Here is a 15,334-nt window from a genome sequence, read left to right as displayed (position 1 = left end):
AAGCTGAAGGAAAGAAATGAATAAGATTTTAAAATATTTTTTAGTATTTGTTTTTCTATTTTTGATGAATATTTTCATCTTTAAGATACTTGCAACTCTGGGATTTCAGCTGACAATGAGTGAAAAGAGTTATATTGTACCACCGCTATTTTCGATTATCGTTTTGTACATGATTGACAAAAGAATTAGGAAGAAAAAGAAATAAACATATATTTTAGGTAGAACGTTTGTTCTGCCTATTTTTTTATCCCAAAAGTACATTTGGGAGGTAGATAGGAGCATTTGGGGAGGAAGTCCAGTTTTTGTTTGGGGATTGGGGTAAGATAGTTGTTATCAGATGAGTTTAGGAAAAAGGAGATGAATATGAAATTTGGGAAACGTCACTATCGTCCGCAGGTGGATCAGATGGACTGTGGTGTAGCTTCATTAGCCATGGTTTTTGGCTACTATGGTAGTTATTATTCTTTGGCTCACTTGCGAGAATTGGCCAAGACGACCATGGATGGGACAACGGCTTTGGGCTTGGTCAAGGTGGCAGAGGAGATTGGCTTTGAGACGAGAGCAATTAAGGCGGATATGACGCTTTTTGACTTGCCAGATTTGACTTTTCCTTTTATTGTCCATGTGCTTAAGGAAGGGAAATTGCTCCACTACTATGTGGTGACTGGGCAGGATAAGGATAGCATTCATATTGCCGATCCAGATCCTGGGGTGAAATTGACCAAACTGCCACGTGAGCGTTTTGAGGAAGAATGGACAGGAGTGACTCTTTTTATGGCACCTAGTCCAGACTACAAGCCTCATAAGGATCAAAAGAATGGCCTGCTCTCTTTTATCCCTATATTAGTGAAGCAGCGTGGCTTGATTGCTAATATCGTTTTGGCAACACTCTTGGTAACCTTGATTAATATTGTGGGTTCTTATTATCTGCAGTCTATCATTGATACCTATGTGCCAGATCAGATGCGTTCGACGCTGGGGATTATTTCTATTGGGTTGGTCATCGTCTATATTCTCCAGCAGATTTTGTCTTACGCTCAGGAGTATCTCTTACTTGTTTTGGGGCAACGCTTATCGATTGACGTGATTTTGTCCTATATCAAGCATGTTTTTCACCTGCCTATGTCCTTTTTTGCGACACGTCGTACAGGGGAAATCGTGTCTCGTTTTACAGATGCTAACAGTATCATTGATGCGCTGGCTTCGACCATTCTTTCGATTTTCCTAGATGTGTCAACGGTTGTCATTATTTCCCTTGTTTTATTTTCACAAAATACTAATCTCTTTTTCATGACCTTATTGGCACTTCCTATCTACACAGTGATTATCTTTGCCTTTATGAAGCCTTTTGAAAAGATGAATCGGGACACCATGGAAGCCAATGCGGTTCTGTCTTCTTCTATCATTGAGGACATCAACGGTATTGAGACTATTAAGTCCTTGACCAGTGAAAGTCAGCGTTACCAAAAAATTGACAAGGAATTTGTGGATTATCTGAAAAAATCTTTTACCTATAGTCGGGCAGAGAGTCAGCAAAAGGCTCTGAAAAAAGTTGCCCATCTCTTGCTCAATGTCGGTATTCTCTGGATGGGGGCTGTTCTGGTCATGGATGGCAAGATGAGTTTGGGGCAGTTGATTACCTATAATACCTTGCTGGTTTACTTTACCAATCCTTTGGAAAATATCATCAATCTGCAAACCAAGCTTCAGACAGCGCAGGTTGCCAATAACCGTCTGAATGAGGTTTATCTGGTAGCTTCTGAGTTTGAGGAGAAGAAAACAGTTGAGGATTTGAGCTTGATGAAGGGAGATATGGACTTCAAGCAGGTTTCCTACAAGTATGGCTATGGTCGAGACGTCTTGTCGGATATCAACTTGACCATTTCCCAAGGTTCTAAAGTAGCTTTTGTGGGAATTTCAGGGTCAGGTAAGACGACTTTGGCCAAGATGATGGTTAATTTTTACGATCCAAGTCAGGGAGAGATTAGTCTGGGTGGTGTCAATCTCAATCAGATTGATAAAAAAGCCTTGCGCCAGTATATCAACTATCTGCCTCAACAGCCCTATGTCTTTAACGGAACGATTTTGGAGAATCTTCTCCTTGGAGCTAAAGAAGGGACGACTCAAGAGGATATCTTACGGGCGGTCGAGTTGGCAGAGATTCGGGAGGACATTGAGCGCATGCCACTGAATTACCAGACAGAATTGACTTCGGATGGGGCAGGAATCTCAGGTGGTCAACGTCAGAGAATCGCTCTGGCGCGTGCTCTCTTGACAGATGCGCCGGTCTTGATTTTGGATGAGGCGACCAGCAGTTTAGATATTTTGACAGAGAAGCGAATTGTTGATAATCTCATGGCTTTAGACAAGACCTTGATTTTCATCGCCCACCGCTTGACCATTGCTGAGCGGACAGAGAAGGTTGTTGTCTTGGACCAGGGCAAGATTGTTGAAGAAGGAAAGCATGCTGATTTACTTGCACAGGGTGGCTTTTACGCCCATTTGGTGAATAGCTAGAAAGAGGAGAGGATGAAACCAGAATTTTTAGAAAGTGCGGAGTTTTATAATCGTCGTTACCATAATTTTTCCAGTCGGGTGATTGTCCCCATGTCCCTTCTACTCGTGTTTTTGCTTGGCTTTGCAACATTTGCAGAGAAGGAGCTGAGTTTGTCAACTAGAGCTACTGTAGAGCCTAGTCGTATTCTTGCCAATATCCAGTCAACTAGCAACAATCGTATTCTTGTCAATCATTTGGAAGAAAATAAGCTGGTTAAAAAGGGAGAACTGTTGGTTCAATATCAAGAAGGGGCAGAGGGTGTCCAAGCAGAGGCCTATGCTAGTCAGTTGGACATGCTCAAGGATCAAAAAAAGCAATTGGAGTATTTGCAGAAGAGCCTGCAAGAAGGGGAGAATCACTTTCCAGAGGAGGATAAATTTGGCTACCAGGCCACCTTTCGCGACTACATCAGCCAAGCAGGCAGTCTTAGGGCTAGTACATCGCAACAAAATGAGACCATCGCGTCCCAGAATGCAGCAGCTCGCCAAACCCAAGCCGAAATCGGGAACCTCATCAGTCAAACAGAGGCTAAAATCCGCGATTACCAGACAGCTAAGTCAGCTATTGAAACAGGTGCTTCCTTGGCCAGTCAGAATCTAGCCTACTCTCTCTACCAGTCCTATAAGTCTCAGGGCGAGGAAAATTCCCAAGCTAAATCCCAGGCAGTTGCGCAGGTAGAAGCGCAGCTTTCTCAGTTAGAATCCAGTCTTGCTACTTACCGTGTCCAGTATGCAGGTTCAGGTACCCAGCAAGCCTATGCGTCAGGATTAAGCAGTCAATTGGAGTCCCTTAAATCCCAACATTTAGCTAAGGTTGGTCAGGAATTGACCCTTCTAGACCAGAAAATCTTGGAAGCAGAGTCAGGCAAGAAGGTTCAGGGAAGTCTTCTAGACAAGGGGAAAATTACGGCTAGTGAGGATGGGGTTCTTCACCTTAATCCTGAGACTAGTGATTCTACCATGGTAGCAGAAGGTACCCTACTAGCCCAACTCTATCCATCTTTGGAAAAAGAAGGGAAAGCCAAACTAACAGCTTATCTCAGTTCAAAAGACGTAGCAAGGATCAAGGTCGGTGATTCTGTTCGCTATACTACGACTCATGATGCCAAGAATCAACTTTTCCTAGATTCTACAATTACAGGTATTGATGCGACAGCTACTAAGACTGAAAAAGGGAATTTCTTTAAAATCGAGGTAGAGACTAATCTAACTTCTGATCAAGCTGAAAAACTTCGATATGGTGTGGAAGGTCGTCTGCAGATGATTACAGGTAAGAAAAGTTACCTGCGTTATTATTTGGATCAATTTTTGAACAAAGAGTAATATTCGTGTTTTTAGAGTTAAATGATTTCAAAACTGTGAGAAAGTTCCTTCTTGCAGTTTTTTCTTTACTATTTTCGGCACACATCTATTATTTATTCGGTTAAATTCTTGTAATTTTAGGTTTTTTATGGTAGAATGTGCTCAAGTAATACGAAAGGCGAACTTTAAAATGTCAAAACAATTGATCTATTCGGGAAAAGCTAAAGATATCTATACAACTGAGGATGAAAATCTTATTATTTCAACTTACAAGGACCAGGCGACTGCTTTCAATGGTGTTAAGAAGGAGCAGATTGCAGGTAAGGGAGTGTTGAATAATCAGATTTCATCTTTTATTTTTGAGAAGTTAAATGCGGCTGGTGTGGAGACTCACTTTGTGGAGAAACTTTCAGATACAGAACAACTCAATAAAAAGGTTGAGATCATTCCTCTCGAGGTTGTGCTTCGCAACTACACGGCTGGTTCCTTTTCAAAACGTTTTGGTGTGGATGAGGGTATCGCATTTGAGACTCCGATTGTCGAATTTTACTATAAAAATGATGATTTGGATGACCCATTTATCAATGACGAGCATGTGAAATTTCTAAAGATTGCGGATGAGCAGCAGATTGCCTACTTGAAGGAAGAAACTCGTCGAATCAATGAACTTTTGAAAACTTGGTTTGCTGAGATTGGGCTTAAGTTGATTGACTTTAAGCTAGAGTTCGGTTTTGACAAGGATGGCAAGATTATCTTGGCAGATGAATTTTCACCAGATAACTGCCGCTTGTGGGATGCGGATGGCAACCACATGGATAAGGATGTTTTCCGTAGGGGTCTAGGTGAATTAACCGACGTTTACGAGATTGTTTGGGAGAAATTGCAGGAATTGAAATAACAACCTCAAGGTCATTTGAGAACATTGCAAGAGCTGAAATAAAGGAATAAGAATTGATGGATAAACGTATTTTTGTTGAAAAAAAGGCTGATTTTCAGGTCAAGTCAGAGAGTTTAGTTAGAGAACTCCAGCATAACTTGGGACTTTCAAGCTTGAAAAGTATTCGCATCGTACAAGTTTATGATGTGTTTGACTTGGCAGAGGACTTGTTTGCACCTGCAGAGAAACACATCTTCTCTGAGCAGGTGACAGACCATGTCTTGGATGAAGCGGCTGTGCAAGCGGATCTTGCTAACTATGCTTTCTTTGCCATCGAAAGCTTGCCGGGTCAGTTTGACCAGCGTGCGGCCTCTTCGCAAGAAGCCTTGCTTTTGCTGGGAAGTTCGAGTGATGTGACAGTCAATACAGCCCAACTTTACTTGGTGAATAAGGATATTGATGCGACTGAGTTGGAAGCGGTCAAGAACTACTTGCTCAACCCAGTTGATTCTCGTTTCAAGGACATCACGACAGGAATTGCCAAGCAGGAATTTTCAGAGTCAGACAAGACCATTCCTAAATTGACTTTCTTTGAAAGCTATACAGCAGAAGACTTTGCCCGCTACAAGGCCGAGCAAGGGATGGCTATGGAAGTGGATGATTTGCTCTTTATCCAAGACTACTTCAAGTCAATCGGGCGCGTGCCGACGGAAACAGAGCTCAAAGTTTTGGACACTTACTGGTCTGACCACTGCCGTCACACGACTTTTGAGACAGAGTTGAAAAACATCGACTTTTCAGCTTCTAAATTCCAAAAACAATTGCAGTCAACCTATGATAAATATATCGCTATGCGCGATGAGTTGGGGCGTTCTGAAAAACCGCAAACCTTGATGGATATGGCCACTATTTTCGGTCGTTATGAGAGAGCTAATGGGCGTTTGGACGACATGGAAGTGTCTGATGAAATAAACGCCTGCTCAGTAGAAATCGAAGTGGACGTTGATGGTGTCAAGGAACCTTGGCTCCTCATGTTTAAAAATGAAACTCACAACCACCCAACTGAGATTGAACCATTTGGTGGGGCTGCTACCTGTATCGGTGGAGCCATTCGTGATCCATTGTCAGGTCGTTCCTACGTTTATCAAGCTATGCGTATCTCGGGTGCTGGTGATATTACAGCACCGATTTCGGAAACGCGTGCTGGGAAATTGCCACAACAGGTTATTTCTAAAACAGCTGCTCATGGTTATTCTTCATACGGTAACCAGATTGGACTTGCAACAACCTACGTTCGTGAATACTTCCACCCAGGCTTTGTAGCTAAACGCATGGAGCTAGGTGCTGTTGTCGGAGCGGCTCCTAAGGGCAATGTTGTCCGTGAAAAACCGGAAGCTGGTGATGTCATTATCCTTCTTGGAGGTAAGACTGGACGTGATGGTGTCGGTGGTGCGACAGGTTCTTCTAAGGTTCAAACGGTTGAGTCCGTGGAAACTGCTGGAGCTGAAGTTCAAAAAGGGAATGCCATCGAAGAACGTAAGATTCAACGTCTTTTCCGTAATGGAGATGTCACTCGTCTCATTAAGAAGTCCAATGACTTTGGTGCTGGTGGTGTCTGTGTGGCTATCGGTGAATTGGCGGACGGTCTTGAAATCGACCTCAACAAGGTGCCTCTTAAATACCAAGGCTTGAATGGTACTGAAATTGCCATCTCTGAATCTCAAGAACGGATGGCGGTCGTGGTTCGTCCAGAAGACGTAGATGCCTTCGTTACAGAATGTAATAAAGAAAATATTGACGCTGTCGTGGTTGCGACAGTAACTGAAAAACCAAATCTAGTCATGCACTGGAATGGAGAGACAATCGTGGACTTGGAGCGTCGTTTCCTTGACACCAATGGTGTGCGTGTGGTCGTCGATGCTAAGGTTGTGGACAAGGATGTCAAGCTTCCAGAAGAACGTCAAACATCTGCTAACACACTTGAAGTTGATACACTTGCGGTTTTATCTGATTTGAATCATGCGAGTCAAAAAGGATTACAGACTATCTTTGATTGCTCTGTTGGACGCTCCACGGTTAATCACCCACTTGGTGGTCGTTACCAACTCACACCAACTGAGGCATCTGTGCAGAAATTACCAGTTCAACACGGTGTGACCCATACTGCGTCAGTCATGGCCCAAGGATTCAATCCATATGTAGCTGAATGGTCTCCATACCACGGTGCTGCCTATGCGGTGATCGAAGCAACTGCTCGATTGGTTGCTGCTGGTGCAAACTGGTCTCAGGCTCGTTTCTCTTACCAAGAGTACTTCGAGCGCATGGACAAACAAGCTGAGCGTTTTGGTCAGCCAGTAGCAGCGCTTCTAGGTTCTATCGAAGCTCAGATTCAGCTCGGTCTACCATCTATTGGTGGTAAGGACTCTATGTCTGGTACATTTGAAGAATTGACTGTGCCACCAACCTTAGTTGCCTTTGGGGTAACGACGGCAGATAGCCGTAAGGTGCTTTCTCCAGAATTTAAGGTTGCTGGTGAACATATCTACTACATCCCAGGTCAAGCATTGGCTCAAGAGATTGACTTCGATCTTATCAAGTCTAACTTCGCTCAATTTGAAGCCCTTCAAAAGGCTCACAAAGTAACATCTGCATCGGCTGTCAAATATGGTGGTGTGGTTGAAAGTTTGGCTCTTGCTACCTTTGGAAATCATATTGGTGCAGAGGTGACCTTGCCTGAACTTGAAACGGCTTTAACAGCTCAATTAGGCGGATTTGTCTTCACATCTCCTGAAGAAATTGCTGGAGTAGAGAAAATCGGTCAAACGAAAGCAGACTTTACACTCCTTGTCAACGGTGTGAAGCTAGATGGACAGAAACTTGACAGTGCCTTCCAAGGAAAACTGGAGGAAGTTTACCCAACAGAATTTACTCAAGCTAAAGAACTTGCTGAAGTACCAGCTGTGGTATCAGATGTTGTGATTAAAGCAAAAGAAAAGGTTGAAAAACCTGTGGTCTACATCCCAGTCTTCCCAGGAACCAACTCGGAATATGACTCAGCTAAGGCCTTCGAAAAAGAAGGTGCAGAGGTTAACTTGGTGCCATTCGTGACCTTGAATGAAGAAGCCATTGCCAAGTCAGTTGAAATCATGGTTGACAACATCGGCAAGGCTAATATCCTTTTCTTTGCAGGTGGATTCTCAGCTGCGGACGAGCCAGATGGCTCGGCTAAGTTTATCGTTAACATCCTGCTCAATGAAAAAGTGCGTGTAGCTATTGATAGCTTTATCGCCCGTGGTGGCTTAATTATCGGTATCTGTAATGGATTCCAGGCCTTGGTCAAATCAGGTCTTCTTCCATACGGAAACTTTGAAGATGCTACTAGTACTAGTCCAACTCTTTTCTACAATGATGCCAACCAGCACGTAGCGAAGATGGTGGAAACTCGTATTGCCAACACCAACTCGCCATGGTTGGCTGGGGTGCAAGTGGGCGATATCCATGCTATTCCTGTTTCACACGGTGAAGGGAAGTTTGTCGTGACGGCTGAGGAATTCGCTGAACTCCGTGACAATGGACAAATTTTCAGCCAATATGTTGACTTTGATGGAAAACCAAGTATGGATTCTAAGTACAATCCGAATGGTTCTGTCCATGCCATCGAAGGAATTACCAGCAAGAACGGCCAAATCATCGGTAAGATGGGACACTCAGAACGTTATGAAGACGGTCTTTTCCAAAATATCCCAGGCAATAAAGACCAGCACCTGTTTGCGTCGGCGGTTAAATACTTTACTGGAAAATAAGACTTACAGATTTTCTAATAGATAGTATCAGTAATGTAAAAGTCATGTAGATTTAGCTCTTGGTGCTACACAAATAAAAATTAGGTATATAAAATGACATACGAAGTAAAATCTCTTAATGAAGAATGTGGTGTTTTCGGTATCTGGGGACATCCAGATGCTGCTAAATTGACCTATTTTGGTCTCCATAGTCTTCAGCACCGTGGTCAAGAGGGGGCAGGAATCCTTTCCAATGACCAAGGGAAATTAAAGCGGCATCGCGATATGGGTCTTCTATCAGAAGTCTTCAGAAACCCTGCTAACTTAGATAAATTGACGGGGACTGGTGCGATTGGGCATGTGCGTTACGCGACTGCTGGCGAAGCTTCTGTAGATAATATCCAGCCTTTCCTCTTCCGTTTTCACGATATGCAGTTTGGCTTGGCTCATAATGGGAATCTGACCAATGCAGCCTCTCTCAAGAAAGAATTGGAACAAAGAGGAGCAATTTTCAGCGCGACTTCGGACTCGGAAATCTTAGCTCACCTCATTCGTCGCAGTCACAATCCGAACTTGATGGGCAAAATCAAGGAAGCGCTCAGCCTTGTTAAAGGTGGCTTTGCTTATATCTTGCTGTTTGAAGATAAGTTAATTGCTGCTCTTGACCCCAATGGTTTCCGTCCCCTTTCGATCGGGAAAATGGCTAACGGAGCAGTCGTAGTGTCATCTGAAACCTGTGCTTTTGAAGTCATTGGTGCAGAATGGATTCGTGATTTGAAACCAGGTGAGATTGTGATCATTGATGACAAGGGAATCCAGTATGATAGCTATACAGATGATACCCAGTTAGCAATCTGTTCTATGGAGTATATCTATTTTGCTCGCCCTGATTCTAACATTCATGGTGTCAATGTCCATACGGCACGTAAACGTATGGGTGCCCAATTGGCGCGTGAATTCAAGCATGAGGCGGATATCGTAGTCGGTGTACCCAATTCTTCACTCAGCGCAGCTATGGGCTTTGCGGAAGAATCAGGTCTACCAAACGAAATGGGCCTCATCAAGAACCAATACACCCAACGGACCTTTATCCAACCGACTCAAGAATTACGGGAGCAAGGGGTGCGGATGAAACTCTCTGCTGTTTCAGGAGTTGTAAAAGGCAAGCGTGTGGTTATGATTGATGACTCTATTGTACGTGGAACAACCTCTCGTCGGATCGTTCAGCTCCTGAAAGAAGCAGGTGCGACTGAGGTTCACGTTGCCATTGGTAGTCCAGCGCTAGCTTATCCATGTTTCTACGGGATTGATATCCAGACTCGTCAGGAGCTAATTGCGGCCAATCATACGGTTGAAGAAACGCGTCAAATCATTGGGGCGGATAGCCTGACCTATCTTTCTGTTGAAGGATTGATTGATTCGATTGGTATTGAAACAGATGCGCCGAATGGTGGTCTCTGTGTTGCTTACTTTGACGGTGACTACCCAACACCTCTCTACGACTACGAAGAAGACTATCGTCGAAGTTTGGAAGAAAAGACCAGTTTTTATAAATAGGTAGCCTATCCTCCATTAAAGAAAAGTAATAAACAAATGACAAATAAAAATGCTTATGCTTCACGTTTCACTACTGACTAAAAGCTAAAGCATTTGTCAGTAGACGCTTTCTCCTATGGGACCAAAGCTAGAGACCTGACTAGTATTTTTAGATAAAATAATTGTTTATCTAAAAATACGTCGCAGTCTTTCTCAAAAAAAGAAAAGGATTAAAAAATGACAAAAAATGCGTACGCTCAATCTGGTGTGGATGTTGAAGCGGGTTATGAAGTTGTTGAACGGATTAAAAAGCACGTGGCTCGTACGGAGCGTGCAGGTGTTATGGGAGCTCTGGGTGGCTTTGGTGGCATGTTTGATCTTTCAAAAACAGGTGTCAAAGAGCCGGTTTTGATTTCAGGGACTGACGGTGTCGGAACCAAGCTCATGCTGGCTATCAAGTACGACAAGCACGATACTATTGGTCAGGACTGTGTGGCCATGTGTGTCAACGATATCATTGCTGCAGGTGCGGAGCCCCTCTATTTCCTCGACTACGTCGCGACAGGGAAGAATGAACCAGCTAAGCTAGAACAAGTGGTTGCTGGTGTGGCAGAAGGTTGTGTGCAGGCAGGTGCTGCCCTCATCGGTGGGGAAACGGCTGAAATGCCTGGCATGTACGGCGAAGATGACTACGACTTGGCTGGTTTTGCAGTCGGCGTAGCTGAAAAATCTCAAATCATAGACGGTTCAAAAGTGGCAGAGGGAGATGTTCTTCTCGGACTTGCCTCAAGTGGGATTCATTCCAATGGTTACTCTCTCGTCCGTCGTGTTTTTGCGGACTACACAGGTGAGGAAGTCTTGCCAGAATTGGAAGGTAAGAAACTCAAGGAAGTTCTTCTTGAGCCGACTCGTATCTATGTCAAGGCTGTTTTACCACTCATTAAGGAAGGGTTGGTCAACGGCATTGCCCACATCACTGGTGGTGGCTTTATCGAAAATGTCCCTCGTATGTTTGCAGCTGACTTGGCTGCTGAGATTGAGGAAGACAAGGTTCCAGTTTTACCGATTTTCAAAGCTCTTGAGAAATACGGTGAAATCAAACATAAAGAAATGTTTGAAATCTTCAATATGGGTGTGGGACTCATGTTGGCAGTTAGCCCTGAAAATGTAGGCCGTGTCAAGGAATTGTTGGATGAACCAGTTTATGAAATTGGTCGTATCGTCAAGAAAGAAAACGAAAGTGTCATTATCAAATGAAAAAAATAGCGGTTTTTGCCTCGGGTAATGGCTCAAATTTTCAGGTGATTGCCGAAGAATTTCCAGTGGAGTTTGTCTTTTCAGATCATCGTGATGCCTATGTGCTCGAACGTGCAGACAAGCTCGGCGTTCTGTCCTATGCTTTTGAACTCAAGGAGTTTGAGAGCAAGGCAGACTATGAAGCGGCCCTTGTCGAACTCTTGGAAGAACACCAGATTGACTTGGTTTGTCTGGCAGGATACATGAAAATCGTTGGGCCAACTTTATTGGCGGCTTATGAAGGTCGAATCATCAATATCCATCCAGCCTACCTGCCAGAATTTCCAGGAGCTCACGGAATTGAGGACGCTTGGAATGCTGGCGTTGCTGAGAGCGGCGTGACCATTCACTGGGTGGACTCTGGAGTGGATACAGGAAAGGTCATCAAACAAGTACGTGTACCACGACTAGCTGATGATACCATTGACAGTTTTGAAGCTCGGATTCATGAGGCAGAGTACAAGTTGTATCCGGAGGTGTTGGATAGTTTGGGAGTGGAGAGGAAGTGTTAAATATGGTAACAACTATAGAGGTTAATAAACAGACTGTAAAGGAATTACTTGGATCAGGGAAAAATAAGAAATTCGCTATTCCAGAATATCAGAGACCATATGCATGGACAACTGATCAGATTCAGACTCTATTTGATGACTTAGTTGAGTATACCAGTGGTGAAGAAAAAGACAGTACATACTTTTTAGGCACTATTGTAGCATATGAGAATGATGAGAACGAACAAGAAATTATAGATGGGCAGCAACGCATTACTTCTTTATTTTTGCTTTTAAGAGCTCTATATTCTAAACTGAGTTCTATGAGTGAAACTCTTCAGTCAAAGAATTTTATGCGACAGATTGAAGCAGCAATGTGGGAACAAGATGAACTTACGGCAGAAGTTGATTTTGAAAAAGTCTTAATAGTTTCAAGAGTTGTTGGTGAAGAAGAAAATAATATTTTTACAAATATATTAGTTACGGGAGAAACAGAAAAAGGAAGAAAAGACACTTATTCTGAAAACTATAAGTTATTTGTGGAGTTAATTGAAGATTATGCAAGTAAAGAACCAGAATTGTTTTACTGGTTTATTCAAAATGTTTTAAATAGAGCTATTTTGCTTCCTATTACTGCTGATTCACAGGATACTGCACTGACAATATTTTCTACACTAAATGATAGAGGACTAGCTTTATCTGATGCAGATATTTTTAAGGCTAAGATATATAACTATATAGACAATAGTCAGAAAAAGGATTTTATCGAAGAGTGGAAACTGATTGATGAATCCGCATCAAATGCAAATGAGAGTATTCAAAAGTTGTTTTATTACTATATGTTTTATCTGAGAGCTAAAGAGAATGATAGAAATACTACAACTCCGGGTATTAGAAAATACTATTCTCAGAATCAATTTGAAAAATTATATCAAAGTGACTTATTGACGAATCTTCGTTTACTAGTAAGTTTATGGACAGTTATTAATAATAGGATAGTTGTGGAAGGCGAGAATTGGTCAGAGAATAAAGAAATTCTTAAAGTACTGGATTCTCTATCCTCTTATCCGAATGAATTTTGGAAGTATCCTGTAGTAATATATTATTTACGTTACAAAAGCTCTGAAAATTTTGAGTCAGATTTTTTGAACTTTTTAAGAAATTTATTTGCAGTTTTGTCAGCAAGGTACGTAGTTACTCCAACAATAAACGCAGTCAAGCGTAGTATTTTAAATTTGAATGCCTCAGTTTATCAATCTAAAACACCTAAATTTGATTTCTCTTTAGTTGATGAAGAAGAATTCAAAGAAAAAGTAAAGAATGCACATCGAAATACGGTTCGGATGCTTCTAAAGGTACTGGCTTATCAAAAACAAGATGAATTATTACCAGAAAAATGGGAAATAGAGCATATTTTACCTCAAAAGTGGCAAACTAGTTTCTTTCCAGATAATTCAGAAAGAGAAGTTAGGGATTTGATAGAACATATTGGTAATAAGATACCTTTTGAGAAGAAACTGAATATTATTGCTAGTAACGGATATTTTGCTAAGAAGAAAGAAACTTATCAAAAATCATCAATTACATTGGTACAAGATTTATCTAAGGATAAAAGTGATTGGAGACTTGATGAAATTCGTGAAAGAGATATCCGCATTGCTGATGAACTTATAAATTTATTATCAAGTTGGGGATTGAATAAGATTTCTGAAGAATATATGGAAACAAGACAATTTAAAATTGAAATTCCTACAGAACTTACAGATAATTATATAAATTTTTTAAAAATGTTTCAAAAAGTTGATTCAGATGAAGTTCGTCAACAATTTTTAGATATATAAACTAGGAATGAAAGGAAGAAAAATGACTAAACGCGTCTTAATCAGCGTCTCAGACAAAGCGGGCATTGTTGAATTTGCCCAAGAACTTAAAAAACTCGGTTGGGAGATCATCTCAACAGGTGGAACCAAGGTTGCCCTTGATAATGCTGGGGTGAACACCATTGCCATCGATGATGTGACTGGGTTCCCAGAGATGATGGACGGTCGTGTCAAGACCCTTCATCCAAATATCCACGGTGGGCTTCTCGCTCGTCGTGACCTTGATAGCCATTTAGAAGCGGCTAAGGACAATCAGATTGAGCTTATCGATCTTGTTGTAGTTAACCTTTACCCATTTAAGGAAACCATCCTCAAACCAGATGTGACTTATGCGGATGCGGTGGAGAATATCGATATTGGTGGTCCATCTATGCTTCGTTCAGCAGCGAAGAACCACGCCAGCGTAACAGTTGTTGTAGACCCAGAGGATTATGCTGTGATTCTTGACGAATTGTCAGCAAATGGTGAAACGACTTATGAAACGCGTCAACGTTTGGCAGCCAAGGTTTTCCGTCACACAGCGGCTTATGACGCCTTGATTGCAGAGTATTTCACAGCTCAAGTCGGAGAAAGCAAACCTGAAAAGCTCACTTTGACCTATGACCTCAAACAAGCTATGCGTTACGGTGAGAACCCTCAACAAGACGCGGATTTCTACCAGAAAGCTTTGCCGACTGATTACTCAATTGCTTCAGCCAAACAGCTTAACGGTAAGGAATTGTCATTCAACAATATTCGTGACGCTGATGCTGCTATCCGTATCATCCGTGACTTCAAAGACCGTCCAACCGTTGTGGCTCTCAAACACATGAACCCATGTGGAATCGGTCAGGCTGATAACATTGAGACTGCTTGGGACTACGCTTATGAGTCTGATCCAGTGTCTATCTTTGGTGGGATTGTCGTTCTCAACCGTGAGGTGGATGCTGCGACAGCTGAGAAGATGCATGGTGTCTTCCTCGAAATCATCATCGCACCAAGCTATACGGATGAGGCGCTAGCTATTTTGACCAATAAAAAGAAAAACTTGCGTATCCTTGCCTTGCCATTTGATGCTCAAGAGGCTAGCGAAGTGGAAGCAGAATACACAGGTGTAGTAGGTGGACTTCTGGTGCAAAATCAAGACGTGGTAAAGGAAAGCCCAGCTGACTGGCAAGTGGTGACAAAACGCCAGCCAACTGAGACAGAAGCGACTGCTCTTGAGTTCGCTTGGAAGGCTATCAAGTACGTCAAATCAAACGGTATTATCGTGACCAATGACCACATGACACTTGGCGTTGGCCCAGGTCAAACTAATCGTGTGGCCTCTGTTCGCATCGCTATTGACCAAGCTAAAGACCGTCTTGACGGCGCTGTGCTTGCTTCGGATGCCTTCTTCCCATTTGCGGATAATGTGGAAGAAATCGCCAAAGCAGGTATTAAGGCTATCATCCAGCCAGGTGGATCGGTCCGTGATCAGGAATCCATCGAAGCTGCTGACAAATATGGCTTGACCATGATCTTCACAGGAGTGAGACATTTTAGACATTAAGAAGAGTAAGATCTAATCGAAAAGTATCAATTTTTAAAAGTTAGAATTATCGTATCTGACTTTTAAAACGGAATTCCAGATTA

The 15,334-nt window shown here is 42.5% G+C and carries 10 protein-coding genes; all 10 read left to right on the top strand.

Features of this window, described 5'->3' with window-relative positions; translation table 11 throughout:
- Positions 1–16 precede the first annotated feature (16 nt).
- The 10 genes from N8M95_RS07225 (at position 17) to purH (ending at position 15,251) form a co-directional block, all read left to right on the top strand.
- Positions 17–205, top strand: a complete 189-nt coding sequence (locus N8M95_RS07225; RefSeq protein WP_033680983.1) for a hypothetical protein — start codon at positions 17–19, stop codon at positions 203–205.
- Between the two features lie 158 nt (positions 206–363).
- Positions 364–2,517 carry a peptide cleavage/export ABC transporter ComA gene (comA, locus tag N8M95_RS07220; protein WP_033680984.1) on the top strand — a complete coding sequence of 718 codons (2,154 nt, stop codon included), beginning with the start codon at positions 364–366 and terminating at the stop codon, positions 2,515–2,517.
- Between the two features lie 12 nt (positions 2,518–2,529).
- Positions 2,530–3,879 (top strand): competence pheromone export protein ComB, encoded by a 1,350-nt coding sequence (gene comB / locus N8M95_RS07215; RefSeq protein ID WP_033680985.1) that lies wholly within the window; start codon positions 2,530–2,532, stop codon positions 3,877–3,879.
- Positions 3,880–4,048: 169 nt separating this feature from the next.
- Positions 4,049–4,756 carry a phosphoribosylaminoimidazolesuccinocarboxamide synthase gene (gene purC / locus N8M95_RS07210; RefSeq protein ID WP_261116912.1) on the top strand — a complete coding sequence of 236 codons (708 nt, stop codon included), beginning with the start codon at positions 4,049–4,051 and terminating at the stop codon, positions 4,754–4,756.
- Between the two features lie 56 nt (positions 4,757–4,812).
- On the top strand, positions 4,813–8,538 hold the full coding sequence (locus tag N8M95_RS07205; protein WP_261116911.1) for a phosphoribosylformylglycinamidine synthase: 3,726 nt from the start codon (positions 4,813–4,815) through the stop codon (positions 8,536–8,538).
- A 93-nt stretch (positions 8,539–8,631) separates the two neighbouring features.
- A complete protein-coding gene (gene purF, locus N8M95_RS07200) occupies positions 8,632–10,074 on the top strand; it encodes an amidophosphoribosyltransferase (protein ID WP_000220614.1) in 1,443 nt (480 codons plus the stop codon).
- Between the two features lie 216 nt (positions 10,075–10,290).
- On the top strand, positions 10,291–11,310 hold the full coding sequence (gene purM / locus N8M95_RS07195; RefSeq protein ID WP_261116910.1) for a phosphoribosylformylglycinamidine cyclo-ligase: 1,020 nt from the start codon (positions 10,291–10,293) through the stop codon (positions 11,308–11,310).
- Positions 11,307–11,861, top strand: coding sequence for a phosphoribosylglycinamide formyltransferase (gene purN, locus N8M95_RS07190; RefSeq protein ID WP_261116909.1), 555 nt, complete (start codon positions 11,307–11,309; stop codon positions 11,859–11,861). The genes purM and purN overlap by 4 nt, the downstream gene beginning before the upstream one ends.
- Positions 11,862–11,863: 2 nt before the next feature.
- Positions 11,864–13,681 carry a DUF262 domain-containing protein gene (locus N8M95_RS07185; RefSeq protein ID WP_261116908.1) on the top strand — a complete coding sequence of 606 codons (1,818 nt, stop codon included), beginning with the start codon at positions 11,864–11,866 and terminating at the stop codon, positions 13,679–13,681.
- A 22-nt stretch (positions 13,682–13,703) separates the two neighbouring features.
- The gene (purH, locus tag N8M95_RS07180; protein WP_261116907.1) at positions 13,704–15,251 is read left to right on the top strand and encodes a bifunctional phosphoribosylaminoimidazolecarboxamide formyltransferase/IMP cyclohydrolase; all 1,548 of its coding nucleotides are present in this window, start codon (positions 13,704–13,706) and stop codon (positions 15,249–15,251) included.
- Positions 15,252–15,334 lie beyond the last annotated feature (83 nt).

It is taken from the genome of Streptococcus mitis (genome assembly GCF_946190325.1).
GTDB lineage: Bacteria > Bacillota > Bacilli > Lactobacillales > Streptococcaceae > Streptococcus > Streptococcus mitis_CF.
This window is presented reverse-complemented; position numbering and strand designations above follow the sequence as displayed.

Coding starts and splice junctions, on each gene's coding strand:
- N8M95_RS07225 (WP_033680983.1), top strand. CDS start 17: ATGAATAAGATTTTAAAATATTTTTTAGTATTTGTTTTTCTATTTTTG.
- comA (WP_033680984.1), top strand. CDS start 364: ATGAAATTTGGGAAACGTCACTATCGTCCGCAGGTGGATCAGATGGAC.
- comB (WP_033680985.1), top strand. CDS start 2,530: ATGAAACCAGAATTTTTAGAAAGTGCGGAGTTTTATAATCGTCGTTAC.
- purC (WP_261116912.1), top strand. CDS start 4,049: ATGTCAAAACAATTGATCTATTCGGGAAAAGCTAAAGATATCTATACA.
- N8M95_RS07205 (WP_261116911.1), top strand. CDS start 4,813: ATGGATAAACGTATTTTTGTTGAAAAAAAGGCTGATTTTCAGGTCAAG.
- purF (WP_000220614.1), top strand. CDS start 8,632: ATGACATACGAAGTAAAATCTCTTAATGAAGAATGTGGTGTTTTCGGT.
- purM (WP_261116910.1), top strand. CDS start 10,291: ATGACAAAAAATGCGTACGCTCAATCTGGTGTGGATGTTGAAGCGGGT.
- purN (WP_261116909.1), top strand. CDS start 11,307: ATGAAAAAAATAGCGGTTTTTGCCTCGGGTAATGGCTCAAATTTTCAG.
- N8M95_RS07185 (WP_261116908.1), top strand. CDS start 11,864: ATGGTAACAACTATAGAGGTTAATAAACAGACTGTAAAGGAATTACTT.
- purH (WP_261116907.1), top strand. CDS start 13,704: ATGACTAAACGCGTCTTAATCAGCGTCTCAGACAAAGCGGGCATTGTT.